Source organism: Weizmannia acidilactici, from assembly GCF_008974225.1.
GTDB lineage: Bacteria > Bacillota > Bacilli > Bacillales > Bacillaceae_C > Weizmannia > Weizmannia acidilactici.
This window is the reverse complement of sequence record NZ_BKZR01000008.1, coordinates 1-24,741: the sequence shown is the minus strand read 5'-3', so window position 1 is coordinate 24,741 and position 24,741 is coordinate 1. Positions and strand designations below refer to the sequence as shown.

The 24,741-nt window shown below is 47.9% G+C and carries 23 protein-coding genes and 1 pseudogene; 11 read left to right on the top strand and 13 right to left on the bottom strand.

Going from position 1 to position 24,741, the window contains the following annotated elements; all coding sequences use genetic code 11:
- Positions 1-80: 80 nt before the first annotated feature.
- From GBH70_RS04430 to GBH70_RS04410, 5 genes are all read right to left on the bottom strand, one after another.
- Positions 81-1,169, bottom strand: coding sequence for a phosphomevalonate kinase (locus GBH70_RS04430; RefSeq protein ID WP_253693470.1), 1,089 nt, complete (start codon positions 1,167-1,169; stop codon positions 81-83).
- A gap of 236 nt (positions 1,170-1,405) precedes the next feature.
- Complete coding sequence (gene mvaD, locus GBH70_RS04425) at positions 1,406-2,386, bottom strand: diphosphomevalonate decarboxylase (RefSeq protein ID WP_151679901.1); 981 nt, start codon at positions 2,384-2,386, stop codon at positions 1,406-1,408.
- Between the two features lie 3 nt (positions 2,387-2,389).
- Positions 2,390-3,337 carry a mevalonate kinase gene (mvk, locus tag GBH70_RS04420; RefSeq protein WP_151679900.1) on the bottom strand — a complete coding sequence of 316 codons (948 nt, stop codon included), beginning with the start codon at positions 3,335-3,337 and terminating at the stop codon, positions 2,390-2,392.
- A gap of 357 nt (positions 3,338-3,694) precedes the next feature.
- The gene (locus GBH70_RS04415) at positions 3,695-5,047 is read right to left on the bottom strand and encodes a tripartite tricarboxylate transporter permease (protein ID WP_151679899.1); all 1,353 of its coding nucleotides are present in this window, start codon (positions 5,045-5,047) and stop codon (positions 3,695-3,697) included.
- A 2-nt stretch (positions 5,048-5,049) separates the two neighbouring features.
- Positions 5,050-5,289 (bottom strand): hypothetical protein, encoded by a 240-nt coding sequence (locus GBH70_RS04410; RefSeq protein WP_151679898.1) that lies wholly within the window; start codon positions 5,287-5,289, stop codon positions 5,050-5,052.
- Between the two features lie 138 nt (positions 5,290-5,427).
- Here GBH70_RS04410 and GBH70_RS04405 point away from each other — a divergent pair, with 138 nt between their 5' ends.
- Complete coding sequence (locus GBH70_RS04405; RefSeq protein ID WP_151679897.1) at positions 5,428-6,960, top strand: glycosyltransferase family 2 protein; 1,533 nt, start codon at positions 5,428-5,430, stop codon at positions 6,958-6,960.
- Between the two features lie 353 nt (positions 6,961-7,313).
- Here the strand turns inward: GBH70_RS04405 and GBH70_RS04400 are convergent, their stop codons facing one another.
- Positions 7,314-7,508, bottom strand: a complete 195-nt coding sequence (locus GBH70_RS04400) for a hypothetical protein (protein ID WP_151679896.1) — start codon at positions 7,506-7,508, stop codon at positions 7,314-7,316.
- A gap of 110 nt (positions 7,509-7,618) precedes the next feature.
- Between GBH70_RS04400 and GBH70_RS04395 the strand changes: the two genes are divergently transcribed.
- From GBH70_RS04395 to GBH70_RS04385, 3 genes are all read left to right on the top strand, one after another.
- Positions 7,619-8,599 (top strand): NERD domain-containing protein, encoded by a 981-nt coding sequence (locus tag GBH70_RS04395; protein WP_172968275.1) that lies wholly within the window; start codon positions 7,619-7,621, stop codon positions 8,597-8,599.
- Positions 8,600-8,751: 152 nt separating this feature from the next.
- Positions 8,752-10,587, top strand: a complete 1,836-nt coding sequence (gene glmS / locus GBH70_RS04390; protein WP_151679894.1) for a glutamine--fructose-6-phosphate transaminase (isomerizing) — start codon at positions 8,752-8,754, stop codon at positions 10,585-10,587.
- Between the two features lie 327 nt (positions 10,588-10,914).
- A complete protein-coding gene (locus tag GBH70_RS04385; protein WP_151679893.1) occupies positions 10,915-11,853 on the top strand; it encodes a cation diffusion facilitator family transporter in 939 nt (312 codons plus the stop codon).
- On the opposite strand, the gene GBH70_RS04380 is transcribed toward GBH70_RS04385, so the two are convergent.
- On the bottom strand, positions 11,839-12,324 hold the full coding sequence (locus GBH70_RS04380) for a hypothetical protein (RefSeq protein WP_151679892.1): 486 nt from the start codon (positions 12,322-12,324) through the stop codon (positions 11,839-11,841). The genes GBH70_RS04385 and GBH70_RS04380 overlap by 15 nt on opposite strands.
- Positions 12,325-12,514: 190 nt before the next feature.
- On the opposite strand from GBH70_RS04380, the gene GBH70_RS04375 reads away from it, so the two are divergent.
- A complete protein-coding gene (locus GBH70_RS04375; protein ID WP_151679891.1) occupies positions 12,515-13,969 on the top strand; it encodes a S8 family peptidase in 1,455 nt (484 codons plus the stop codon).
- A gap of 475 nt (positions 13,970-14,444) precedes the next feature.
- Complete coding sequence (locus GBH70_RS04370) at positions 14,445-15,086, top strand: FMN-dependent NADH-azoreductase (protein ID WP_151679890.1); 642 nt, start codon at positions 14,445-14,447, stop codon at positions 15,084-15,086.
- Between the two features lie 42 nt (positions 15,087-15,128).
- On the opposite strand, the gene GBH70_RS04365 is transcribed toward GBH70_RS04370, so the two are convergent.
- From GBH70_RS04365 to GBH70_RS04345, 5 genes are all read right to left on the bottom strand, one after another.
- Positions 15,129-16,127, bottom strand: coding sequence for an NAD(P)/FAD-dependent oxidoreductase (locus GBH70_RS04365; protein ID WP_151679889.1), 999 nt, complete (start codon positions 16,125-16,127; stop codon positions 15,129-15,131).
- A gap of 69 nt (positions 16,128-16,196) precedes the next feature.
- Positions 16,197-17,195 carry a FecCD family ABC transporter permease gene (locus GBH70_RS04360; protein ID WP_253693467.1) on the bottom strand — a complete coding sequence of 333 codons (999 nt, stop codon included), beginning with the start codon at positions 17,193-17,195 and terminating at the stop codon, positions 16,197-16,199.
- Positions 17,192-18,220, bottom strand: coding sequence for a FecCD family ABC transporter permease (locus tag GBH70_RS04355; RefSeq protein WP_371862231.1), 1,029 nt, complete (start codon positions 18,218-18,220; stop codon positions 17,192-17,194). The genes GBH70_RS04360 and GBH70_RS04355 overlap by 4 nt, the downstream gene beginning before the upstream one ends.
- A gap of 30 nt (positions 18,221-18,250) precedes the next feature.
- Entirely contained in the window at positions 18,251-19,180 is a 930-nt protein-coding gene (locus GBH70_RS04350) for an iron-hydroxamate ABC transporter substrate-binding protein (protein ID WP_151679887.1), read from the bottom strand.
- Positions 19,181-19,239: 59 nt separating this feature from the next.
- Complete coding sequence (locus tag GBH70_RS04345; protein ID WP_151679886.1) at positions 19,240-20,055, bottom strand: ABC transporter ATP-binding protein; 816 nt, start codon at positions 20,053-20,055, stop codon at positions 19,240-19,242.
- 236 nt (positions 20,056-20,291) lie between these two features.
- Here GBH70_RS04345 and GBH70_RS04340 point away from each other — a divergent pair, with 236 nt between their 5' ends.
- The 3 genes and pseudogenes from GBH70_RS04340 to GBH70_RS04335 all read left to right on the top strand — a co-directional run bounded on the left by GBH70_RS04340 (position 20,292) and on the right by GBH70_RS04335 (position 21,799).
- The gene (locus GBH70_RS04340; RefSeq protein ID WP_151679885.1) at positions 20,292-20,744 is read left to right on the top strand and encodes a CHASE4 domain-containing protein; all 453 of its coding nucleotides are present in this window, start codon (positions 20,292-20,294) and stop codon (positions 20,742-20,744) included.
- Positions 20,745-20,767: 23 nt separating this feature from the next.
- Positions 20,768-20,839, top strand: a pseudogene (locus GBH70_RS17775) (CHASE4 domain-containing protein); the annotation flags it as partial.
- A 144-nt stretch (positions 20,840-20,983) separates the two neighbouring features.
- The gene (locus tag GBH70_RS04335) at positions 20,984-21,799 is read left to right on the top strand and encodes a diguanylate cyclase domain-containing protein (RefSeq protein ID WP_253693464.1); all 816 of its coding nucleotides are present in this window, start codon (positions 20,984-20,986) and stop codon (positions 21,797-21,799) included.
- 89 nt (positions 21,800-21,888) lie between these two features.
- On the opposite strand, the gene GBH70_RS04330 is transcribed toward GBH70_RS04335, so the two are convergent.
- The gene (locus GBH70_RS04330) at positions 21,889-22,773 is read right to left on the bottom strand and encodes a nuclease-related domain-containing protein (protein ID WP_253693461.1); all 885 of its coding nucleotides are present in this window, start codon (positions 22,771-22,773) and stop codon (positions 21,889-21,891) included.
- 168 nt (positions 22,774-22,941) lie between these two features.
- Between GBH70_RS04330 and GBH70_RS04325 the strand changes: the two genes are divergently transcribed.
- Together GBH70_RS04325 and GBH70_RS04320 are read left to right on the top strand one after the other, a co-directional pair.
- Positions 22,942-23,694, top strand: a complete 753-nt coding sequence (locus tag GBH70_RS04325; RefSeq protein WP_151679882.1) for a DeoR/GlpR family DNA-binding transcription regulator — start codon at positions 22,942-22,944, stop codon at positions 23,692-23,694.
- Positions 23,695-24,463: 769 nt separating this feature from the next.
- On the top strand, positions 24,464-24,741 hold a 278-nt coding region (locus GBH70_RS04320), incomplete at its 3' end, for a transposase (protein WP_172968274.1).

The following is a 24,741-nucleotide window of genomic DNA, read 5'->3' as shown; positions in this document are numbered from 1 at the left end:
AAATCGTTCGCGTGCTCAAAATCTTTTTCTACGGGATTCCCCCAAAAGCGAAAAAATCCGCGGCCATTTCGCGGATTTTTTCATTCAATGACGGACACGCCCTGGGTGGAAACCTGCAATGGAAGCGGCACAATTCCTGCCTTCTCCCAAGCTGCATGTAAGGCAGCGGTTTTCTCTTCTCCGTCCACAAACGCAATGCCGCAGTCCCCGCCGCCTGCACCCGATGATTTGCCGGCGCCAAAGCGGTCTGCGATATCAGCGAGCTGCTTCAGCTTCTCCGTTTCAATGTCCGTATCGGCGTATGCACCGAGTTTTTGCAGCGCACGGCGGTTTCGTGCAATGCTGGCCAGTGCCCCCGCCGGATCCTGCCGCGCAAAGCTTTCCGCAAGTTTTTCGACCACTGTCGTGCTTTCTTCCAAAAATGCTTTGTATTTTTCCAGTGAAGTTTTCTTCAAACGGCCGATCCTTTCCACCATCAGGCCGGTTGCTGCCGATTTTCCGGTCCACCCGGCGCAAAACTGCAAACCCTGCGGAAGATCGAGCCTTTCAATCGACAAATACGGCCAAGGTTCGTCCAAAAGTCTGCTGATCCGGCCTTTTTCCAATTCGGAAAAAATCCAATCCGGGCGGAATGCCGTGTATTTGATCCACCCGCCGTACACGGAAGCTGCAATGTCAGCGCCCGACCCGTTTCCCTGCGTTTTTAAGTGGGCGATGCTGGCCAGTTTAAAAATCGTTTCTTTCGTTTCCGGAAGTCTCTCATATATATGCAGCAGCGCAGAAAAAACGGCAGCCAGAACCGCCGCGCTGGAGCCAAGCCCGTATTTTTGCCCGGTCGCAGCGTCATCCAGTTCGCTCGTCACCGTCAAATGGAGGGAGCGGAGGGCAATCGATTTTTCTTCAAGCAGCCGGTGAAAGACGGCGAGGGCATTTTGAATAAAACGAAGCTTTGGATCTTCACAGTCAAACCGCACCGCTCCGCCTTCCCAACGCCAGGCAGCGTGCGTGATGCCAAGCTGAGGCAAAGAGAAAAGATTCTCTGTGCTTTCTTTTACATCTATTGTGATGTAACGGTCAACCGCCGAAACGATCGCAGGACAGCCGGGCTCGATGACCGCGTATTCGCCGGCGATCATCAGCTTGCCCGGCGCCTTGACTTGAAAATGCATACCTATCATCTCTATCTGTTGGAATAAAATAACTACCATTACTTTTTGCTGTGCACAATTGATCCCGGGATGGCCCATTCAAAAAAGGGGCAATAGCCGAAACGGACCCGCCCGCACCAACTCCCGGCCTTAACTTTGCCGGACATCCGCAAACTTAATATCAAAACGGCCGTCACTGCTCCAGGCCTAAACTTTGTTGCGGAATAAAAAACGCCGGTGCCTCTGTAAATCTAACATCAATACGGCCCGTAACTGACCCCCGGGCCCGGGTGGCAGATGAAAACACGCTGGACACCCGGGATTGCCGCGAGGGTTTCGCGCACCGCTTCTTCATCTTTCCGCCCGCACAAGACTTTTACATTCGGGCCGGCATCAATCGTAAAATACGCTTCGATCCCACGTTCGCGCAAAAGTTCCACTTCCCGCATGACATCAAGGGTGGCACTTTGCCAGTATAAAAACGGCGGGTCGGCCCCGAGCGTTGTCGCATGCATTTTCAGGGCGTTGGCTTCGAGGATACGCCCGAGCAATGCAAAATCGCGCCGGGCAATCGCGGATTTTGCGGCGGCCAAGTCTTTTTCCACCGTTTCGAGCCAGCCTGCATAAAACGGGGAAGTTTCCACCGTCCGTTTCATCCCTTCCCTGCTCGAAATTTTTTTCTGTTTGGACTCGAGGAGACAGGACAAAATGCTGAGTTCCCAGTCGTCTCTGCCGAGGAGCGGGACGGCGTACGAATCGGAGCCGTCCGCTTTTTCGCCTTTTTGCCACTCGACAAAACCTCCGTAAATGCTGCGGCAGGCGGAACCGGAACCTTGGCGCGCAAGCTTCGACAGTGTGCGGCCGTCGACCTGAAGGCCCAATGCTTTTACCGCAGCAGCCGCGAGTGCCGCCATGCCGGATGCGGAAGAAGCAAGACCGGCCGCGGTCGGAACTTCGTTTTCCGACTCGATCACCGCGTACCATTTTGCGCCCGCAAAATCCCTGATTTTATCCATAAACCGGGAAATTTTTGCCGTTTCCGCTGCTCCGGCCGGCTTTCCGTTCAGAAAAAATCGGTCTGCTTTAAGGGCCGGGTCAAACACCACTTTTGTCGTCGTGTAAAACTTGTCCAATGTAATGGAAAGGCTGCTGTTCATCGGGAGGAAAAGTTTCTCGTCCCGTTTTCCCCAGTATTTAATCAGGGCAATATTCGTATGGGCCCTTGCCGTTGCTTCCATCCCTCATCGTCCTTCCAGTGAAAAATACCACGTCTTTATAGCGCCGGCTCTTTGCAGGGCTGCAGCAACCGTTTCCGCCTTTTCCCGGGTTTCGGCGAGTGCAATTATGCAGCCGCCCCGGCCCGCGCCGGTCAGTTTTGCTCCAAGCGCGCCGGCCGCCCGAGCCGCACCGGTCAAATCGTCAAGCCCCGCATCGCTTACCCCCAAAGCGGAAAGCTGCGCCTGTGCTTCATTCAACAGCTGCCCGAGCCTGAACCCGTCTTTTGCATCCAACGCTTCTTTTACTTCGTATACAATTTTCCCGAGCCGCCCAATTGCCTTGTTGACCATTTCAGGTTCATATTGCCGTTTTTCCCTGATGCTTTTTACGGCCAAAGATGTATCGTGGATCCGCCCGGAATCGGCAACGACCAAATAAAACCGCAGGGAGACCGGCATCGGGCGGACCGGTTTCCCTTTTTCAAACCAGATCGGGTGGTCGTTGATGACTGTCATCATGTCAATGCCGCTCGGATTGCCGTGAGCGAAGTTTTCGGCAATTTGCACGAGCCGCTCCAATTCGGCTTCAGACAGTTTCCTGCCAAAAAATGCGTACAACCCGCGCACGACCGCAACCGCAACCGCTGCGCTGGAACCGAGGCCGCGCCCGATCGGAACGGTGGATTCCAGTTTGATCACAAGATTTTCAGCCGGCTCGTTTAACGTTTTTAATGTTTCTTTTGCACAGGCGGTAATGCCCATCATTTTCGGCGGCGCTTCGTCCATTGCCCCCGTGTAATACAAGCAGTCAATGGAGAGCGGGCCCGATTTCCGGATGACGTTCGCTTCCACCTGCACGAGATGGAACGGAAGCGCGATCGCCGGTTTTCCATAAACGACGGAATGCTCCCCGGCCAAAATCAATTTTCCGTGTGCTGTCCCGGTTGCTGTTTTGCCGGGAATTTTTATCATTGTAACCCCTCGCTTTCCCTCTTGCTTGAAAAATTTTTGCCATACAACTGCGGGCGCCTGAAAATGGTATTTTCGTCATTTCAAAAAGTCTTCTCTTGGATTGTGAACACCTGTAATTGCGCCGTTCGCGGAAAAATTTTCTCTTTAAGAAACCGCGGATCGCTTGAGCTTGTCTGTCATCAATTCGCGAAAGACATGTAAAATTTTTTACCGATCCATAGACCTGCGTCTTGCAGCGATCATTTCTTTTACGTCCATAAAAAGAGCCATTGCTTTGCACGCTCTGTCAGCGTAACGTGCGCGCCATGAAATTCATTGAACAGCTATCCTCATAAAAAAATTTCTTTGCCCAATCCATCAATGGAACAGCGTTACGAGCCATGGTGCCGAATACAACGTCATAAACATAATACCGTAATTGACGCCCCAGCGGTGAAGGGTGCCACTTATAATCCCTATCAATAATACACCAAAAACGTTCATCCAGCCCGCGTCCATGTACGCAAGCAGAAGGACAAGGCCGAAAAACAGCCCAAGAATCGCTTCGTGCGGCACTTTTTTAAACACAAACGCACAGATCGGCTGGGCATATTTTATCGCAATAAAATACGTGATGACAATGCCGATACCCGTGCCAATGATCGTAGCCCAGACAAAATCTCCGCCCGATAAAATGTGGTGCATATTGTGTTTCAGCGTAAAAACAGGCGGCGCGTTAAACAGCGCGTTGGCCGGCCCGATGGCGACAGGCGAAAGCGGAATGCCGAGGGCGATCAGCGGAATGAGCGCGCCTGAAATATAAGTGGCGTTCGCGAGCCCGTTCATGCCGACAATGGCAACCGAAGCTTTTTTTACCGGATCTTTTATCCGGCTTGCAAACAGTTCCCCTAAAAACGTCGTCACGCCGACAGGGCTTAAAATGAACGTAAAGCAGCCGATGACAGAAGCGAGCATTCCCGTGGCACATTCCCGTTTGTCCATCACATGAAACGGATTTAACTGTTTTCTTTCGTAACTGTTATTCTTCAGCACAATTTTTTTCGCTTCAAAACGTTTCAGGCTTTCCCTTTTATCCCAGTTCAACAGTTCAAAAAGGGTGAGGATAACCGGACCGATCGTAATGCCTAAAAAGAAAGAAATTGATACCATCGTGTCTTTTGGCACGGCGCCGGTTCCCCAGTACAAATAGCGAAGGCCTTCGATCAGCAACGAAAACGGTAAAATCGAAGCAAGGGCAAGCCATTTGTTTTTGCTCATGAGCGAAAGGAGCACAGCGCCTGCCAGGAATAACGGGTTGGCGTATTCTTTTATGGCACTGGCAAACGGGATCAGGCTTTTTGCAAGCAGCAGGCTGACCGGGACGCTGACAAGAACACCCAAGAAAGACCCGGCGGCCATTTTGCGGATGCTGAGATTGGCGAGCCCGTGTTTTTTCAAAGCGAGCGCATGGTCGACAAGCGGGCTTGTCATGACGCCACCCGGAATGCCTGCGACCGCGGCCGGAATCGAGTCCATCAAATTATTGGCGACAACCGCCGAAATAAAGAAAGCAAGTACAACAACCGGCTGGACGCCTGTCAGCACGAGGACCAATGTAATCGGCACAAGCACCGCGGTTTCGTCCGTTCCCGGTACAATGCCGATGACGGTATAGATGACAGCTGCAAGCACGGCGGCCGCAGCCATTTGTGCGATTAATGCGATATCCATATTTATTCCCCTCTTTCTTCCTCTTCAAAAATCCGTTTTGGCCTGATGAGGATGGTACAAAGGGAAAATCCGATCATTGCGCCTATCAGGCCGAATAACAGCGGTTTCGGCGGGTCGTTTGGCGCCAAAAAATAACCGCCCATAGTTGTGAAACTATTCACAATCAGAGCGATAACCAACTCTTTAATGGAAACAATATCTTCCCAGACTTCAATCAGATCTTTTCTATGTAAACGAAACATCTTCATCTACTCCTGCCATGGTGATTTCCCGTATATTCTATCGAAAATCATTCTCAATTGCAACAAAAGCACGGCCGGTTTCATTTTCAAGAGGATTGAACATACTAGAAACGATATCAAGTTTATGGAGGATGTTTTGTGAAAATCAGCACCATACTGCCTGTTTATAATGTCAAAGCCTATTTGGACGCATGCATGGACAGCCTTGCCCGCCAGACATACCCGGCATACGAGATCATTGCAGTCGATGACGGCTCAAGGGACGGAAGCTGGAGAGTGCTGGAAAAGTGGGCGGAGCGCCTCCCGCAGCTGCGGATCATCCGCCAGAAGCACAGCGGCGCACCGGGCGGCCCCCGGAATAAGGGATTGGCGCTTGCCGGGGGCGACTACATCCATTTTTTGGATCCGGATGATACGATTGACCCGAATTTTTACGAAAGCTCGCTTCAATATATCCGCCGGCATGATCCCGATATGGTCGTGACCAATATTTTAAAATTTAATTCGAAACAGAAATGGCCGGTGTATACGTTCAAACTGCTCAGCCTTTTTCAGGAAAACCGGCTGACCAATTTATATGAAACAAAAAATCTCATCCATAATTTAGGGCCGGCCAATAAAATTTTTAAAAAGGAATTTTTAATGCGCAATAAGCTGCAGTTTCTCGAAGGGCGCCGCTTTGAAGACGTCCATTTTATCACCTGCTGCCTGTATTTGGCGGAAAAAGTGTTTATCAATTGCGATACGCATTATTATTGGCGGAAGCGCGAGCGTTTGCGCAATTTGTCAATTACGCAGAAAAATTTTATGTTCAGGGCCGTGAAAGACCGCGTTTTCATCCACCAGGAAATTGACCGGTTTTTGCTGGAACACGGCCTGCTTGGGCACCGCTATATTAAAGATATCCGCGCGGTTCTTGATTTTACGCGGTATGCGGCTAACTTTTACCGGTATTTGCCACATTCCCGCCGCCGCTTTTTCCCGCTTGTAAACAGCTATCTGCAGCATATTGATGAGCGGGCTTTCGCCTATGTGCCGGAACCCGAACTCGTGCGGGCGCGTTATTTTTTCCTGCGCAATCATATGGCATTTGAGTTTGCCGCAACCGGTTCTGCGTCCCGCGGCTATCTTCCGGTGAAGGTGAATGAGCGCGGCAGTCATGTATTTGATTTTCGCCATTTGAAAGGGAAGCATGCGTTTGACCATCTGCTGCCCGCCACAATGCCGGTGCCGAAACATTTAATGCCGGAAAAAGCGGAGCTGCTTAAGGCGGACTTTTGCTCCCGCTCCCTGTCTTTAAAAGGGGTCGGCCAGATCGGTTACTTGCCGCCCAAGTCGAAAAAAGATGCCGGTATTGCGGTGATTTTACAAAACCGCACAACGAAAGAAGAAAGGCAGTTCCCGGCTGTCGTCCGGTTGATGCCGCCGGAAAGAAAAATCGGGTTTATTGCCGCGGTTGATGCCCGGCTTTTGGAAGACTGGCTTGCGCAGCAGCAGGTAGTCGACATTTTTCTTGAAGTGACAGCCGGTTGTTTATCGAAAAAGCTCCGGCTCAATGCCGATCCCCATGCAAAACTCGGAAACTACGGCCGGCTCGGTGAACTGTCAGTGACCAAATACGGGAATGTTTCAGTTGTTCCCGCCACGGCTGAGTTAAGAAAACGGGCGTGAGAATAGTTACCATAGGATGGCACTGCATCCCGGGAATAGGAGTAGTACAAGACCAATACACAATTTCGTATTTGGCATTGCATTTGCCCGAGCCGGTACTTTCGGTGAGGGTTCGTGTCCGCCTGCGATTTAGGATCTGGACGTCATTAAAATTTTTTAGGTGAGGCAAAAGGCGCGATCCTGATAGGTTGCGCTTTTTATCTAGTATACACTGATACCACCGGGTGTATATTTATGAGGACACACTGATTCTTTTGAGATTTCCGCCGATTTTTCCAATATTTCCGCTGATTTCTTGGACCTCACCGCCGATTTCCAAACCTTTTTCACTGATTTTTTTCGGAATGTCGATGTTATGTTAACTTCTCCAGTATCCGGGTTCTATTCATGGTGCTCTCCCCCTCTTGAATGACTACTTTTGTATCAGTTTGAAACGAACCGCTGATTTTTACATTCTCTCCGCCGATTTTTCCAATGTTTCCGCTGATTTCTTGGACCTCACCGCCGATTTCCGAAGTCTTTCCGCCGATTTCCAAAACGGCTTCCAAAAGAAAATGCCCCGCCCCTAAAAGAAGCAGAAAATTTTCTCATCGATGCAGGAATTTTTACAAGTCGTGTTGAATACTAGTCCAAAAAAATTACAAAGGAGGATTTTCCGTTGATTGAAAAGAAACGAAGTATACCGTTCCGGATCCAGGTGGATGAGGCATTATTGCGAAGGTTGCCGCTCCATCATCCGAAACGCCCGGAAATTGAAAAAGATTTGGCAAAAAGAAAAGCGGGTTTCTCAGGGGAACAGAATCTCGACTATTATTTCAGCTTTCTGCCGGATGATGAGTTTTCCATCTATCATGATCTGCGCATTCAAAACGGCAACTATTATTTTCAAATTGATACTTTCATTTTAAGCCAGAATTTTGCTCTCATTCTCGAAGTTAAAAATATCAGCGGAACGATTTATTTCGATTCGGTTTTCCGGCAGATGATCCGCGAAAAAGACGGCAAAGAAGAAGGTTTTTCCGATCCTTTATCACAAGTCCAAATGCAGGAAATCCAATTAAAAGATTGGGCCGTAAAGCAGCATCTTCTCCTGCCCCCGATTGAAACCCTCATCGTATTCAGCAATCCCGCCACCGTTTTAAAAACTTCTTCCGCCCCGGGCATATATGAGAAAAAAGTATGCCACAGCCACCGGCTTCTGCAAAAAATCAAATCCCTTCAAAAAATCTACCAAAAAAATTTCCTAAGTAAAAAGGACATGCGGAAATGGAACCGGGTTCTGCTCCAATCCGATACCCCGCTTGTGCATCAAGATCCGCTCCCTTTCGATCTGCAAACCGCAGAACTGCTCACGGGTGTCCAATGCCCCGTCTGTTGCCGGTACCGGATGAGGCGCCAACACAAAAAATGGTACTGCCCGCATTGCGGTGCTTACAGCAAGGATGCGCACAAACAGGCGGTAAACGATTACTTCCTTCTTTTCCACCCTTTCCTTACCAACCAAAAATTATGCGAGTATCTTCATATACAATCCCCAGACTTATCAAAGCGGCTGCTGGCAGGCCTTAAGCTTTCACAAGACGGCGATAACCGGGGAAGAAAGTATTTCTATTCCTCCACTTTTACTGCGAATAAATAACAGGGGGCGCTGCTTGCAGCCATGCCGCACATTACGCCGGCATCGTACTTTTCCCATGCGGAATTGCTTTATTTCCACTCCCGATTCATGTTAGCATTAAAGTATGAATACATGTATTAAAGGAACTGAAGCGATACATTGAGGTGAACAAGATGAGTGGAATCGTAGGGTATATCGGCAAGCATTCCGCGCAGTCGATTCTGCTCGACTGTCTGAAAAAATTGGATTACCGCGGCTATGATTCCGCAGGCATTGCCGTATCTGACATGAAAACGATCGGACTCCGTAAAGAAAAAGGGCGCGTTGAAGATTTGGAAGCATCCCTCCAGCTCGAACCGATCCAGCCCGGCTGCCTCGGGATCGGCCATACAAGATGGGCCTCGCACGGCATGCCGACCGTGGAAAACTCCCATCCATTATGCGATGAAGAAGAGCGCTTTTACGTCGTACATAACGGCATTATTGAAAATTATCAGCAGTTGAAAAAATTTCTCATCGCAGAAGGCCACCATTTTCAAACGGACACCGACACGGAAGTCATCCCGCATCTGCTCGCGCATTATGATACAGGGAATTTTGAAGAAACGGTAAGGATTGTCATCCCGCAGCTAAAAGGGGCGTTTGCGCTTGCAATCATGGCAAAAGACCATCCGAACCAAATCATTGCAATTTCTTACGATAATCCGCTGATCATCGGCTTCGGGCACGGGGAAGCGTACCTTTCTTCGGATATCCCTGCACTGCTTCCATATATAAAAGAAATTTACCCGATCAAAAACGGGGAAATGGCGATTTTGACGCAGACGAATGTGGAAGTCAAGACGCTTTCCGGGGAGAAGATTTTACCGAAAAAAACAGCTGTGCACTGGAGCCATGATGAGCTCAGCCTGCAGGATTACGACCACTACATGTTAAAAGAAATTATGGAGCAGCCGGAAGCGATTAAACGCACGTTAAAAAACCGGTTAGCGGCCGGTGATGTCATCATTCCGGAAGTCGAGGAATTTTTCAAAGAACGGCAGCTTACCGATATTGAAAAAATTACCATTGTCGGCAGCGGCACCTCGCACCACTCCGGCATGATCGGCAAAAAGATTTTGGAGACGATGCTGGATATCCCGGTCGAAGCGGCGATTTCGTCTGAATTCAGCTGCGAACACGGCCATTTAAATGAAAAACATCTTGTCATTGTGATGAGCCAGTCGGGGGAAACGGCGGATACAATTTCGGCCTTGAAAAATGCGAAAAAATTCGGGGCACCGGTGATTGCAATTACCAATTATCGGAAAAGCACATTGGGAAGGAAATCGGACTGTCTCATTTATACACATGCCGGTCCGGAACTCGCGGTCGCCGCGACAAAAGCATACACCACCCAGATCACCGCACTCATTTTGCTTACGATTGTGCTGACGAAAAAACTGAACGGCCCTGGAGAGGATAAAATTCCTGTCCTGCTTGATGCCCTTCATTCGCTCGCCGATGATGTGGAAAAATGCCTCGTCATGACGCAGGATGCGATCGATCAATTCGCACAAGTCACCAATGACCAGGGGCATCTCTTTCTGATCGGGCGCGGGCTTGATTATGTACTGGCATTGGAAGGCGCGCTCAAACTGCAGGAAGTCGCCTATCTCCATGCCGATGCCTACGCGGCCGGGGAAATGAAGCACGGTACGATGGCGCTAATCACACCGGGCGTGCCTGTCATTGCGCTCGCTACGCAGCCGCATTTGCGCGATAAAGCGATCAATAATATTAAGGAGGTTAAGGCGCGCGATGCGTATGTTGTCGGCGTCACCACGACCGGGGATGACGAAGTGAGCGCGGTCGTTGATGAGGTGCTTTACATTCCGGAAGCCCATCCGTTCCTCATGCCGATTTTGGCGGCCATCCCGCTCCAGCTGCTCGCTTATTATGCGGGCACAGTGCGCGGCTACAACGTCGACCGGCCGCGCAATCTTGCCAAAAGCTTAACCGTAGAATAAAAATATGCCAGGCTGCACCAATAAAAAAGCGATGAGTACAGCAGCATGTGCTCACCGCTTTTTTATTGGCTCCGGTTCCTCACCCGCGTCCCTTCTTGTTTTCCCGTACCGGCCGGCCTTTCACGCCTTAACATAGATTATCATATAATATAAATTATAAACAAAGGGCATATTCTTTTATTTCAATAACAATTAGCAAAATAATATTGATTCACATTCTCAATTATATATAAAAAATTCGTTTTAATTGAGAATATCCCCTGTTCATTTTCTCTCCTTTGTGCTACAATACGGGGAAAAGAATAAAAAGGAAGAGGTGTGTGGTTGATGGACTATGATTATCATCACCTTCCCCATGTGAAAGTCCAGTCCAAGTCCAGAACGGCGCTTTGGGCAACGCTGCTCTTAACCTTGTTTTTTACATTCGTGGAAATTGCCGGCGGTTTGATCTCGCATTCGCTTGCTTTGCTTTCCGACTCTGCACATATGGCTTCTGACGTCATCGCACTCCTCTTCAGCATGCTGGCTTTGTTCATGGCGACACGCCCGCCAAACCGCAAGTATACTTTCGGTTATTTGCGCTTTGAGATTATTGCTTCTCTCCTCAACGGCCTCACGCTCACTGCCATTGCCATCGGAATTTTTATCGAAGGAATCAAACGTTTTATCCATCCGCAAACGATTGATTTTAAGTGGATGCTCATCATTGCGTCCATCGGGCTTGTTGTCAATATCGCCCTCACGGTTGTCCTGCACCGGAGCACAAAAGAAGAGGAAAACTTAAATGTAAAAAGCGCTCTGTGGCATTTTATCGGGGATTTGTTGAATTCGGCCGGCGTCATTATTTCCGCGCTGCTGATTTACTTTACGGGCATGAATTTTTTCGACCCGCTGATCAGCATCATCATCGGTGGTGTGATTTTTTACGGCGGCGCGAAAATTATCCGCGAATCTTATCTCATTTTGATGGACACCGTGCCGGACGGTTTTGACCTCGAACAAATCCGCGCCGATATGTACGCAATTGAAGGCATTGAAGATGTCCATGACATGCATCTGTGGAATATCTCATCCGACCACTGTTCGCTGACCGCCCATGTATTTGTTAAAAACGGGTGCGAACCGCTGCATGTCATTTTGGCTGTGAATCAAATGCTGGAAATAAAATACGGCATCCGCCATACAACCATCCAAACGGAAGATCCTGCCATCCATGACCATGCCGATTATCTCCGTCAAAAAAAAAAACGTTTAGCCGGCGCCTGAAACAGGTGCGGCTTTTTTATTTTCCAAGTGGGTAATCCATTTGAAAAAAGCGAGCAGGATCAAAAGCAAAACCGGGTTCATAACCACCGAATAATGCAGTTTCCACCAGCCGTAATGAAAATAACCCCATGGCGCGGGAAGCAGAGCAAAGCTTTCATACATCAATAGCAACACTTCCCACCCGAAAATATATAGGACCTTTTTCATAAGCGACTTTTGGAGCGGAAACCAGTTGAGAAACAGGATATTGACAGGCGGAATCAGAAAGATCATGCCAGGCAGATTCACCCAATCAATGCCTTTTGAAAAATACCAATAGCCGTGGTATTTATAATCGACAAAAGTATCAAAAATCAATTGAAAAGCGATTGTAAATGTCCAAATTTGCACAACTTGGCACGGCGCCAGCCGCTTGTTGGCAAAAAAAGCAACCGTATTAAACAAGATGATGGCAGCAAAATACCCAATCATTTTTCGCCCTCGCAATCGGCAGTGAGTTTTCTTCAATAGCTTGTGTACATGCCGTTTTTCTATGCATCCGGGCTTCCGGACATTGCCGCGGAATCCACATGAAACCTTTCCAATAAAAACCGGCTCTCACAAACTTCCAATCTGCTATAATTGTGGAAACGGCATTGTTCAATTATAGGAGGGATTTTTCATGCCGGTTTCAAAATATTGGAGAAAATCTGTACTCGTTGCCTTATCTTTCCTCCTTGCTTTCCCGATTACGGCAGACCAGGTTCGGGCAAAAGGAAAAATGGAAAATGTAATTGTGACGTTTAAAGAAGATGTCCATAAAAAAGCGATCACGGAAGTCAACGGAAAAATCGAACAATCTTATGAACATATTCCGGCTGTGTCCGGTAAAGTGCCGGCATCCAGAGTGGCGGAGCTCGAGCATAACGATGAAGTCAAAAGCGTTGAACCGGACCAGCAGGCCGAAATCAGCGGGCAAACCGTTTCCTGGGGCATCGTGAAAGTAAAAGCATCAACTTCATGGAAATCCGGGGATACCGGCAAAGGCGTGAAAATCGCCATTATAGATACAGGCATCGCAAAACATGCCGATTTGTCCATCGCAGGCGGCGTTTCCATGATCTCATCAAGTTATAATGACAACAACGGGCACGGCACCCATGTTGCAGGCATTATCGGTGCCAAAAACAACTCGTTCGGGGTGGTGGGCGTTGCGCCAGGAGCCAGCCTTTATGCGGTGAAAGTCCTCGATTCAAAAGGAAAAGGGGACCTGGAAGATGTGATCAAAGGCATTGATTGGTCGATCGCGCATAAAATGAATATTATTAATTTAAGCCTCGGGGTCAAGGATTATTCGCCCGCCCTCAAACAGGCAGTGGATAAAGCATACAAAGCCGGCATTCTTGTCGTGGCTGCAGCAGGTAATAACTCTACATCCAAGACAAAATCCACAACGGACAATATCGATTATCCTGCCAAATATGCATCGGTCATTGCCGTAGGGGGAACCGATGAAAATAACGATCATGCGCCGTTTTCTTCCATTGGGAAAGAATTGGAAGTTTCAGCGCCGGCCATTGACATTCTCAGCACTTATATTTCAAAAGCGCACCCTTATGCCAGGATGGACGGCACTTCCATGGCTGCCCCGTTTGCCTCGGGGGCACTCGCCCTTTTGATCCAGAAATATCCGGGAAAAAGCGCGGCATGGATCCGTTCAAAACTTGACAGCTCGGTGCACGATCTCGGCCCGAAAGGAAGGGACGTTTATTTCGGCTACGGTCTTGTGCAGGCGCCCGGCCTTGCAGCAAGTGTTTCATCTGCGAAATCCTCTTTCCAGGCATCTTTGACGACCGACCATTCAACATATAAAAAGGGAAGTTCCATCCAGATCACCGAAAAAGTTTTCAATCAGTTTTCGAAAAAAGCCATTCCGGGAGCAACCGTCAAGTTAACGCTGAAAACAGCAAAAGGTGTTGTGAAAACCGTGACCGTGAAAACCAATACGAAAGGCACCGCCACCTACAAATTTTCAACGGCATCCCAATCGTACAGGGGAACCTACACGATTTCCGCAACCGTGAGCAAGTCCGGTTACTACACCCGCACCCAGTTCAAAACGGTAAAAGTGGAATAAGCGGCAGTGACGCCGCTTTTTTTGCGCAGTTTGCGTAACAGTTCTTTCCCCCTGCTACGCTGATTTATTGCACTTGCCCGCCGATTTTTTTGGCATCTCCGCTGATTTCCCGCACATGTCCGCCGATTTTTCCCCCACTTTCGCTGATTCCTCAATGATACTAGCAGGGAGACCGACAAAAGTTCCTGGCTCAAACCTGTTTTGAAGGGATTGCGGGGCATTTCTCCTGTTTCCCCCGCGGAAAAGTCTGCCGTGGTTTCAACCGGGAACGCCAACCTTTGATACACGGCACCACGCCGTCACGGTTACAGTATCCGTTTGCGGAATGCTCACCCGGGCCTCACATTACAATATCTTGTCACATTTAAAAAACTCTATATGATTGCCGCTTTCATTTCACTATGTTACAATTTTCACATAGAAACAGAGGATTTTTTGTGAATAAGATCACAATCCACAACCGAGGTGAACGACAATGGCCCGTATTTTATTGATAAAATCTTCCCCACTCCCGGACGCGCTTTCCAGAAGCACGCAAATTGCCCGCATTTTTCTTGATGAAACATTGAAGCTGCATCCTAACGACACAGCCACTGAACTTGATTTGTACAATATGGACTTGCCGCTGATTGATCTGGATGTTTTAACCGCACGTGACAAACAGCGCCGCGGGGAAACCTTGACTGTTGAAGAAGCGGCAAAAATAAAAACACTTGATACACTGGCTGACCAGTTTATCGGGGCGGATAAATATATCTTCGTTTCGCCGCTTTGGAATCTCGGCATCCCGCCATTATTAAAGGCCTATTTTGATGCCATTACGGTCGCAGGCAAAACATTCGCCTACACCGAACACGGCTCCAAAGGGCTTTTGAAAAATAAAGTTGCCATCCATATCCACGGCTGCGGCGTCGTTTACTCCGACGGCAAAATTCCGCAGTTTGCCGATCCGTATGTGCGCGGGATTTTAACATTCTTCGGCGTAGATGTCCTCCCAACCATTTTTGTCGAAGGCATCGACGAACATCCGGAAAATGCGGAAGCCATTTTGGCAAAAGCGGCCGAAGAAGCGCGGGAAGCCGCAAAACATTTTGACGTTCATACCGTATTGGCTTAAGCAAAAAATTTCAGCGCCCGTTTCCAAAGCGGGCGCTTATGTTTATTTTGTGAATCTTTCATGATGGGTCGAATACATCGCCATCAGTTCGGCATCCGGAGAAATATATTTTGCCGCGCTGTTTACCGCAACCGGTCCCTCCGCAAACCCGCCGGCAATCAGTTTTAACTTATGCGGATAGGTCACGGCATCCCCGGCGGCAAATATACCGGCGATATTCGTTTCCATTGCTCCGTTTACCACAAAACGCCCTTCCTGCATAGCGAGTCCCCAGTTTAAAATTCCGCCGTAGTCCCCGTAGATCCCATGGTTGACAATAACGGCATCCGCCTCTAGCCAATGCATTTCTCCTGTATCCGCATGTTCTATTTCCACACGCCGGATCGACTCCCCTTCCCCGTACAGTGATTTTATTTTATACGGCGTAAAAACTTCCGCTAATTTTTTCATTTCACAAACCTGCCGTTCAAATCCGCCGAATAGATCGCGGCGATGGATAACCGACACTCTTTCCGCTACCGGCGCCAGTTCATTCGCCCAATCAACAGCCGCGTTTCCTCCGCCTGAAATGACAACGCGTTTATTCCGGAAAACTTCCAGCTGCTCTATAGTATAATAAAGATTGCCGGATTCAAATCGTTCCGCCCCTTTTACATCCAGTTTGACCGGTTTAAAAATGCCGGCACCAGCCGTAAGAATGATTGTTTTTGTATGGTGGGGTTCCCCGTTATCCGTTTTTAAAAGAAACGAACCGTCCGGCATCCGCTCCAAACCGGAAACATGCCGGTTGCAGAGAATCGCGGGAGCAAATGTTTTTGCCTGGCCGATAAGCGCACGAACAAGGCCGGCACCGGTGACCGCCTGTATACCGCCGATATCGCGGATCGTTTTTTCCGGGTAAAACTGCGTTATCTTCCCTCCCAGCTCTCCGCTGCTTTCCAGCAATTTCGTTTTTAAGTTCCGCATGCCGCTGTAAAAGGCTGTAAACAAGCCGACCGGCCCTCCGCCGACAATGGTTACATCATATAAATCATCCGCCATGTTGATTCCTCCTTTTTCCAGATAGATCAAAGCACCCGCACAAATATCATAAACAGACTGGCAAACCGTTCAATTTTTCACCATTAAATACAGGAAATAAGGCGCGCCGATCACAGTCACGACAATCCCCGCCGGAATGCCGCTTGGATCAAGGATGACCCTACCGATCGTGTCGGCTCCCAGAAGAAGAACCGCCCCAAGTAAAGTGGCAACCGGCAGGAAAAAACGGTGCCGCGGCCCGACGAGTCGTTTTGCAATATGCGGGGCCATCAACCCGATAAACCCGATTCCCCCCGTCACGGACACAGATACCGAAGCAAGGGCGGCCGCTGTAAAGCCAAGCAAAAGATTTTCGCGCCCAATGTGCACCCCCAACCCGACCGCAGCATGTTCATGCAGGCTGAGTACATCAAGCGTATTCGATCTGAAAAACACAACCGGGACGAGAACGGCTATCCACGGCAACAGTGCAAGCACAAATGCCCAGTCATCCCCCCAGATCGTCCCCGCCAGCCAGCGTGCGATAAAATCATACTGGTCACGGTTGAAATGGGAAGCGAGCGCGATCATCGCACCGGAAAATGCCGAGGAAAGCCCCGCTCCGGTCAATACCATTCTCTCCGGCTGGATCCGCTCCCCTTTTTTGAATGACAGGACGTAGATCAAAACAGCAGCCGCTATGCCGCCGAGTAGTGCAAAAACGGGCAGAATATAAAGGAAGGACGACGGTTCAGACGTAAAAAAAGAGATAAAGACCGCAACCATTAAACCGGCGCCGGAATTGATCCCGAGGATACCGGGGTCGGCAAGTGGATTGTGTGTCATACTTTGCAGCACCGCCCCGGAAACTGCAAATCCGATACCGGCAAAAAAGGCAACAAGCATACGCGGCAGCCTGAATTCATATAAAATCAGATTTTCCGCATCCGTTCCGCGCCCGGCCAGAGTGGCCAACAGCCTGCCCGGGGAAAGCGAGATGTAACCCGAAGCCATGCCGGCAATAAAAACAGCAGCCAGCAAGAGGGCGGCGCCAGAGAAGGCAAAATAAAATTCCCACCGTTTCTTCACCGCAGTTTCCCTCCCCGCCTCGCAAGATAAAGGAAAAAGGGAACGCCAACCAGTGAAACGACGGCTCCGACCGGCGTTTCATACGGTGCATTGATCGTGCGTGCGGCCGTGTCTGCCAACACAAGCAGGACCGCGCCAAAAACGGCGGAACAGGGAAGGATCCAGCGGTAATCCGCCCCGACAAGGGACCTTGCGAGATGTGGAACCATCAGCCCGGCAAAAGCGACCTGGCCTGCAAGCGAGACGGCAGTACCGGCCAATATCAACACGATCAGGAGCAAAACGGTTTTCACCGCAAATGTACGCTGGCCGAGCCCTTTTGCTGTCTCCTCTCCGAAACTTAATACGGTAAGGCCCTTTCCCATCAGAACCGCCAAAAACAAACCGGCGGCTGTAACCGGAAGGACCAGTTCCAATTGGGGCCATGTGGTTCCCGACACCCCGCCCGCGCTCCAAAAAGCCAAGTCCTGTGACAGTTTGAAATAAAGGGCAATTCCTTCCCCCAAAGATGTCAGGAGCGCGGAAACAGCCGCTCCCGCCAATGTAAGGCGGAGCGGCGTTAAGCCCCCTTTTTTCAGCGATCCGAGGCCGAATACAATCCCCGCCCCTGCAGCCGCACCGATAAATGAAAAGAGCATTTTGGCGCCAAAAGAAGCGTGCGGAAAAAAGGCAAACAGGCAGGCCAGCCCCAAGCTTGCCCCCGCATTCAAGCCGAGCAGGCCGGGATCGGCAAGCGGATTGCGCGTCATGCCCTGCATGATGGCGCCGCTCACTGCAAGGGTGGCACCGACAACAGCGGCGCCAAGTTCACGCGGGAGCCTCAAACTCATGATGATGCGGTCCGCTTCCCTTGCCGGTTCATAATGAAAAACCGCCCGCCAAACGGCCGAAAACTGAATGTCCGCCGCACCCGCTGAAATGGCCGCCGCAATGCTTGCCACAAGCAAAACCATCCCGGCCGCCAAAACCGCCATTCTGGCCGGCCGCAGTGAAGCATGGCCGCGATTTTCCTTTTTAACTTCCATCTGTTTCACCGCCATCTACATGTATTTGAATCATTTTCCGGCTGACTGGAATTCTTTTACAAGGAGATCCAATTGTTTTTCCACGGAAATGGGATCATTAAAATAAAAGTTTTTCGAATCCACTTTGATGACACGGCCTTTTTTCACCGCCGGAAGATCTTTCCACACATCCGTTTTCATAAAAGCATTATCGCTTTGTCCGCCCCAGCTGGCCACAACAAAATAATCGCCGGCATATTTCGGGATGGTTTCCGTTGAAATGGCTTTATAACCCGGGCCCTGCACAACCTTTTTCACGGATTCAGGCATCTTGAGGCCGAGCGCTTGATAGATGACTTCCGTACCGCGCCCCCAGTTTTCTCCGTAAATATACAATTGCTTCGAATAATCCTCCAGTACCGTAACGGTTGCATTTTCTCCGATTGCCTTCTTCACTTTTTTGCTTGCCGCCTTTGATTTCTTATTCCATTCATTTACCCAAGCTTTGGCCTGCTTTTCTTTGCCGACGAGTTTGCCGATCTCGACAAATTGTTCCAAATAATTCCGTTTATCGTATGTATATGCAACTACCGGCGCAATTTTCGACAGCTTCTTGATGTTTTTGTCATTGCTGTACGCGATGATCAAATCCGGCTTGAGTGCCATGATTTTATCCAAGGAATCGGATGTCACGACTTCTGCCTTGTCCAATTTGTTTCCGTAATACGTATTATCTTTTGCATACTGGCTTACGCCAACCGGTTTGATGCCCAATTTCAAAAGATAGCCGGTATAGGTAAAAGTGGTGTCGACAACGCGTTTTGGCTGCACCGGCACTTTGACTTTTCCATTGTCAGCCTGGTAAGTTTTTTTCTCATCCGTTTTCTTATTTTCTCCGCTTCCGGTCTGATTCCCGCACGCTGAAAGCATAAGCAGAAAAATGAAAGAAAAAATCATAAAAGCCTTCGTGTGTTTTTGCATGTTTATCCTCCATCCTATTAATAATGATAATCATTATCAATTAAAATAAAAAAGAATTCTTATGCCATTTTTTCAATTGCCTGTCCGTATTCCTTAGCCAAATCATACGATAGACAAACCGGTTTTCCTGTTTTGCGGTCGAGGGCAATTTCCGCGTCAATTTGGAAAACGTCCCGCATCATCCCGCGCGTCATCACTGTTTCCGGACTTCCATGACGGTAAATCTCCCCGTCTTTCATCGCCACCATGTAATCGGAAAAACGCGCCGCCTGGTTCAAATCATGAATGACCATGACAATCGTCCGGTGTTCGGCCCGGTTTAAATGCTGTAAAAGTTTCAGCACTTCAAGCTGATGGGACAAATCCAAATAAGTGGTCGGCTCATCCAATAAGATGATATCAGTGCCCTGCGCGAGCGCCATCGCAATCCATGCCCGCTGCCTTTGCCCGCCTGAGAGCGCATCTACTTCGCGGTCTTTCAGCGGAAGCATGCCGGTTGCCTGTAATGCCCAGGACACGGCTTGATGGTCTTCCGCCTTTAATTTTCCCAAACCTTTTTGGTGCGGATACCTGCCGAATGACACAAGCTCGGATACGGACAAACCTTCCGGTGCATCAGGGGACTGCGGCAACATGGCCAGCTTTTGGGCAACTTTTTTGGTGGATTGTTTTACCACTTCTTTTCCGTCCAAATAGACTGCACCCCTGTTTGGAAAAAGAATGCGCCCCAATGTTTTCAAAAGCGTCGATTTTCCGCATCCGTTCGGCCCGATGATGGCTGTAATTTTGCCATCCGGTATTTCCAGACTTATATTTTTAATGATTTCTGTTTCTCCATAGGCAACACGAATCCCATCGGCATGCAGTTTCGGCATAACAGTTCCTCCTGTAATTTTGTGACTCTTCTTGAAAATGATTATCATTTTCATTTATATTTTATTTGATTGACAATTTTGTGTCAATTGCTTTTTTCATTGTTTTTCGCCGCTTTTGTATCCTCTGTTCGGATGATATGCCTTTACGAGATGGGAAATACGCCCCATAATATATATAAGAAAAATTTTAACCGCACGCCGGGGATGCGGCATGCGGGCGAAGGGACAAACAACGAGTGGGATTGCGCAAAAAAGTATTCATCTGGTCTGCCGTTTTACTAATCTTATTGCTGTTTTCGGTTTATTTTATCATCGGTTCCTTTCTTGAACATACGTATTCACATCTTGAGCAGGATCAGATGTACCAAAAACTGCACCAGTTAAACGACGTGTACAAAAACAGTTTGCAAAATTTGGGCGAATTCACCCATGATTATGCTGCTTGGGATGATACATATGCGTATATCCTTCATCCGGGGAAAAAGTATGAAGCCTCCAACCTCGTCCCAGGCACCTTCGCTACATACGACGTTGATTTTGTCGTTTATTTGAATGCCGGGCAGCAGATCGTCTACGGCAAGCAATACAATCCAATTACCCGTAAATTAGAAAACATCCAAAGCACCGCTTGGATCCGCCGGTACCATCTTGCACGGCTCATGCGGCCGGGTGAAAAAAATCCGGGCTGATCCGCTCCGGCAACGAAATTTATATGGTTTCAGCGCAGCCGATCCTCAAAAGTTCCGAGCAGGGGCCTTCCAGAGGGACGCTGATTTTCGGAAAAAAACTGGATGACGCCCAAGTTCGCAAACTATCAAAAATTGCCGGGTTCTCAGCATCGCTCTCTTCAAAGCCGAAACCGTCCGAAAATGCATCTCCTTTTCGGGTCAAAACCTCCAATGAACATGCGATCAAAGGTATCCTAATATTGAATGATTTGAATGGGGACCCGGCTGCCACGCTGTCCGTCCAAAGCAAGAGAATCATCTATCAAAAAGGGCAGCAAGCCATTTTTGCTTTTTTAATCACTTTGCTTGCTGTCGGAGCGATTCTTTTGCTCGCACTTTATTTTGCGCTCGATCATCTTGTCGTTTCCAGGATCGTCACACTCATCGAAACGATCCGCTATATCCGGCAAAGCGACCGGCTTTCAGCGCGCGTGCTTGCAAGGGGGAAAGATGAAATCGGGGGTTTGGCTAAAGAAATCAACGGCATGCTGTCCTCCCTCCAAGCTTACCAGCAGCAACTTTCGAGGCAGGCCTTTTACGACCCGCTTACCCATCTGCCGAACCGGCTTTTGCTAATGCAGAAACTGGACGAAATCACGAAAAAACAAGACGGGCATACAGCGATTTTGTTTCTTGATTTGGACGGATTTAAAGAGATTAATGATACATACGGGCATGCTTGCGGAGATATGCTGCTTGTGGAAGTCGGACGCAACGTGCTCCGGCAGCTGGAGGAAGGGGATTTATTTTGCCGCCTTGGCGGGGATGAGTTTATCATGCTCCTTTCAAACTGGGCAAACCGGACGGAACTGCTCGGCAAAGTCCACGCTGTGATCCGTGAAATAAGCCGACCTGTTGAAGTCGAAAGCCGGGATGTCACGGTGACGGTCAGCATCGGCATTTCCCTTTACCCGGACAACGGAACGGATCCGGAAGAACTCATCCAAAAAGCGGATGAGGCGATGTACCGTGCAAAAAGGGCCGGCAAAAATTTATACGATTTTTATGCGTTTTAATGCCGGTTCCCCGCCCCCCCAAGCTGCACCTGAGATTTTACACCCTTCCTGCTCCACATTCATTGAGGAAGGGAACTTCTTTCGGAAAGCTACCAACAGAGGCCCATTTCCTGGAGCAGTTTGGCAGTTTTTTCGGCGCCAAGGCGAAGAAAATCGCATAGATCCTGTTCAACCGCTGTTTTGCTGACAAGCAGAAAGAAATCTTCAATGGCCTGCCGGTGGGAAATTTTATCCGCATGCCCGCAATATTGGCAACGCCACACTTCATCTTTGTATTCCATTTCAAAACGCCGGCATACCGGGCATCGGACGCCCATGTACATCGCATCCCAATCGATTTTGAACGGAAAAATTTCAGCCGGCGGATGATGCGTCAATAAATGTTTTTCCCATTTTTTGAAATGTTTGCTGTCCAACACAGGCTGGCCGTACAGATCTCGCAGCCTGTTGATTTTGTAAACGGCCTGGTTTGCCAGGCAGATTTTTTGCTCGTCGGCGGTATTGGCTGGAGGAGCTTTCACTTCAGCTGTTTCATGGCAAAAGATAACCAAATATTCCACCGGCAGTTCCGGCAGATGCCGCGCCCGTGCCCAAGCCTGCAGGAAGCGTTTTTGTTTTTGGAGGCGGTAAAACGGATCGGGCCAACCTTTTTCGGCCTTCCCTTTGTGCTGGATCAGCTGGTCAAAAGCCGGATCCATATAAATCGTGTCGGACAGGTGGTTGTATTCGATGATCAGAACAAAAGCACGCGTGAGGATGAGTGTATCGATGAGCGTACGGCTGCTGCCGTTTTTAAAGGGGAGACCCTGGAAAACGAGGAGGCCGTCCCGCGGGAGAAACGCTAAATAGTCGTCCGCCCTCTTTTCCCTTTTGTATTTCGCCTTTCTTTTTTCGACATACCGCTCAATATCCCGGTACATCGGATGCCTTTCGGGAAGCCTTCTCAAATAAGCCTGCCCAACCTGGATTTCCACGGGACATTCCCGCTTTTTTGCGATCACTTTTGATTTCCCCTTTTTAAGGATGAGTCTTTTTTATTTTATTAGAAATTTTTATTTTTATTCGAAACAGTTGACATCAAACTGTGATAAATGTAAATTGCAATTGAATATCAAAAAATTTACAGTAGTGGGTGTATTTATATGTTAAAACACGAAAGGTATCGCTTGATTTTATCCACACTCGAAGAAAAGAATTCTGTGGAGGTATCCGAACTTGCCAAATCTTTAGATGTTACGGAAATGACAATTCGGAGGGATTTGAAAGCCTTGGAAGATGAGGGACTTTTAGTGCGTGTTCATGGAGGCGCTAAAAAAAAAGATGCTGATTATATAACTGAATTACCGTACACCCAGAAACAAACAATTAATGTTGACAAAAAAAAGCATATTGCCAAATTATGCGCCGAGTTAATAGAAGATAATGATACCATTTTTATTAGTTCTGGAACCACAAACGATTTTATTTTTGATTATTTACAAGCAAAAAATCTGAATATCATTACAACCTCTCTGACTGTATTTAATCGGGCAAAAGATTTTCCAAATACTGAGGTTATTTTAACGGGCGGACGGTACCGCAAAAAAAGCGGGACTTTCGTAGGCTATTTTACCAACAAACTGTTAAGTGAGATAAAAGTAAAAAAAGCTTTTATTGGTACAAATGGAGTCAGCGGTAGAAAAATTACAACTGCCAATGAAGAAGAAGGACACGGTCACCAAATAATCCTTGACAATGCGGTTGAACGGTATATACTAGCTGACAGTACAAAATTCGGTACAGAGGCCTTTTTTACATTTTATGATGTAAAAAATATCACTGCAATAATAACAGATGAAAATATTAACCCACATACAGAAGATTATTATAAGGAAATAGTAAAAATTCTGAAGTGATATAACTAAGTGGGCCTTCCCAAAAGCCAGTTTTACTTTACTGGTATTGGGAAAGACCTGTTATTTTAATTAGAGTTTGCTGAACAAATTACTAGTAAAAATTTAATTCATTCTTTTAAAATTCCAAAGGTAGTTTTTAAGATATTAAAGAGCCATTCAAAATTCACGCACCAGACTATACATAAGAATTGAATGGTAGACTATAAAGCCTAATCGATATGCTCTTGCCTTCAATAAATTTCTTCATGGCATGGAAGACTCTGTTTTGGCAATCTTCCTTAATCTTTATCTTCAATCCTTAAACAGAAGTCACCATTCCACTTAGACAGATGGAGAAAAATCAATAGGCCAAGCTTTTTCGGTTAAAATCCAAATTCCTATGTAGTATTTTTAAATGAATTCATTAGAATAAATAAACTTCACTTTATTTTCCTCCAATTAAACATCTTGACCAGACATTCCTCGATAATACTTGTGCGATTTTCAAACCGAAGTCATCGTTCGCATTCTTTCTGCCCACATTATAATACAGTGATTTGGAAAAAATCCTTTCTTTTCCTTTACATTTTTTTGAAAACATTTTCAAAAAAAATCATGTTACATTTAAAACAGAAAGAGATTGAAGCTCCTCATTTTGATTCTATTATAGGGCTTGCTGAATAAGTAAAAATTCCAGATTTGACAAGGGTTTTAGCCACTTTTGTCGAATATAAATTGTAAGGATTTTATGGAAAATACGTGAAAAACCTTGCACTTGGAGGCCATTTCAATGTACAAAAAAGCGGAACATCAGTTAACTTTCGTAGAAGATTTTTTTCTACCATTCGGCGGAAAATTAAATAAAGAAAATCGCTGGGTTCGCCTGGCTGATATTATTCCTTGGTGGAAAGCTGAAGAAAAATATGCCAAGTCCTTTAAGAATAAATTCAAAGGCGAACGAGCTTACTCCGTAAAAATCGCTCTTGGAGCTCTCTACATCAAAGAACGGCTTGGGCTGACTGACCGTGAAACTGTCGAACAGATCACAGAAAACCCGTATTTGCAGTG